Below are 2,309 nucleotides of genomic sequence, written 5' to 3'. Positions count from 1 at the left end.
ACCTCTTCGATGTCGCCACACTTGTCGGCCCTGCTGCTGTTGGCAAACTCAAATACGTCGACGAAGCAAGCAACCTCGCTAAACTCGCCAAAACCAGCGAAGTTGCTTCGGGTGTTGGTAAGGTTGAAGATGGGGTGAAGGTTGGACAGTCAACTTATGAAATCATCCAACAAGAACTCATTAAACATAATACAACTATGGCAAATTTCAACAGGTTGCGTGTTACTCGTGTTGTAGATATGACCCAAGCTGAATATGATATGATGGTTGATATTCGGAATGCTATTCCACATCCAACAAGCCAAACTGTCATGCAAAAAATTATTCCAATCGAAGATGCTGATAATTATTTCGGAGAAAATGCTTGGGGAATTAGGGGATATATTACCAAACGAGAAGATGTCACTAATATCACTAATATTGAAGAAGCCGTTAAAGGTTTACGTTTAGATTATGACGGTTCAAAATTTGTTGATGCTGATGGTAATATTATTACTAGTGGCTATGTTCGTATTGAATTTCAAACCCCAGATACAGATTACATAAACATCCCGTTTGGAGAACATAATGGCATCGGATTAGACCCAGACCCTGCAACAGGGAATGGTTTTATTAAGTCAGAGGAATACTTGACACCAGAGTATAAAGTTACTAATCCAGATGGCATAAAAATGATTAATGGTGCTAAGATGTATTTAAATATTGATGGAGATGAAATTCCTATCGGTGAAGTCATAAATGGAAAATTGATCTACTTAGGAGAATAAAATGCATAAAACATATTTAGTATATAGAGGAAAATCATATTATAATTATGGTATTGAAAGTGACGGTTCGCTATCTTTAACAACTAGTGAATCAAGTTCAGCTGCAGACGGATTTCAATTAGTTACATCAAAATTTGTAAATCCTTATTATAAAAAAAATGTAAAAAAAGAGGATATTGAAAAAAAATACCGTATCACTGATACTGCATTAATCAATGGAAGAAAATGTGAAATCTTCCAATCAAGTGACGATAACTTTGATCAGCCTGACTCATGGATTACTATTGTTACCGATGACGTGGAATTCTTAAAGGCAAATGATATCTGGGAAGGGGCTGAGGTAGTGGATAATCAGTATGGCCATCGCTTCTACCACTCTTCTCGAATCCCTGTCAGTGAAGTCACAATTTTAAGGGCAAGAAAAGATTTACCAATTGACTAGAGAAAGGACATCGTATTGGAATCAATTATTTTCACAATTAATAGCGAAAAGATATTAACCATTGGAGATTTACTTCAAAGTGACATTTTTGAATGTATAAGCGTTGCTGCAAAAGATGCACAAAATGCACCAAGTGCAAATTCTAATATTTCACTTTTCCAATCTGTTCTGTTTGCAGTAAAAGGAAAATCAACATTTGGTTTTCGCCTTTCTTATGAAAGCTCTGAATATCAGCTTTCAGTTTCAGAGTTAGCAACACCTTCTGATTGGACTGGTGCTTTAATGTTTTTAAACATGTTACTGGTGATTCTTGAGGTGAATACTGTACAAAGTCAGGGAAAAACATTTACACGTGATAGTATTTTAAACTACCGTTTCACACCTGTTCTTTTAAAAGCTATTAATAAATTAGTAAAAGAACTTCAAGTTCACTCAGGTGTTCAATTATCGGGTATTAGACGACCAATTTTTATCAATCTAAATTACCTTGGACAAATTATCAATGTTCCTGATGACCAGCTTTTGAATAGCTACGATAAACGATTAGGACTAACCCAACAAATTAATGCCTATTTTTCAGAACAACAAGTTTTTAAAATCGAACAAAAAGATGATGAATTCATCCTTCCTGTCAATTATCTTAATAGCGAAGTGTTAACTGTTTTACCTGCAACACCTGAATTAACAACTCAACATCAACAACAATACCAAGGTAAAAAAATGTTAACTCCACGTTTATTTATCATGGATGCCAAAGGGAAAAAACTTGCTGATGTTGGTTACGAAGAATTCTTAACATCGTTAACTGATGGTATTTTTATGGTAGATGCCAAATCTGTTGCAGTTAAGCCACTGCCAAAAGAAAAAATCAGTAACTTACAATAAACTTTTCATAATATATATTTAGGCGCAGAATACAACTATTCTATAATCCTTTCTAAACAACCATTGAGCAACTAGCAATTAGAGCTGCTCAACTCGGCCAACTAGCTTTCGAAGGAATTGAATGGGGTGGCAATACCTTATTTAAGCAAAAAACACCTCAATGGATTAAAGATGATGTGACAAGTGCTGGGATGACTATCCTTACCACAGATATT

The 2,309-nt window shown here is 35.1% G+C and carries 3 protein-coding genes; all 3 read left to right on the top strand.

All coding sequences use genetic code 11. The features are described from left to right. The coding region (locus tag BMX18_RS09400) for a hypothetical protein (RefSeq protein WP_180366653.1) at positions 1-767 on the top strand (767 nt) is incomplete at its 5' end. 1 nt (position 768) lies between these two features. After that, a complete protein-coding gene (locus tag BMX18_RS09225; RefSeq protein WP_074561227.1) occupies positions 769-1,209 on the top strand; it encodes a hypothetical protein in 441 nt (146 codons plus the stop codon). A gap of 15 nt (positions 1,210-1,224) precedes the next feature. After that, positions 1,225-2,094 carry a DUF4299 family protein gene (locus tag BMX18_RS09220; RefSeq protein WP_074561226.1) on the top strand — a complete coding sequence of 290 codons (870 nt, stop codon included), beginning with the start codon at positions 1,225-1,227 and terminating at the stop codon, positions 2,092-2,094. Positions 2,095-2,309: the final 215 nt, after the last annotated feature.

Source organism: Streptococcus sp. 45 (assembly GCF_900108865.1).
Lineage (GTDB): Bacteria > Bacillota > Bacilli > Lactobacillales > Streptococcaceae > Streptococcus > Streptococcus ruminicola.
This window is presented reverse-complemented; position numbering and strand designations above follow the sequence as displayed.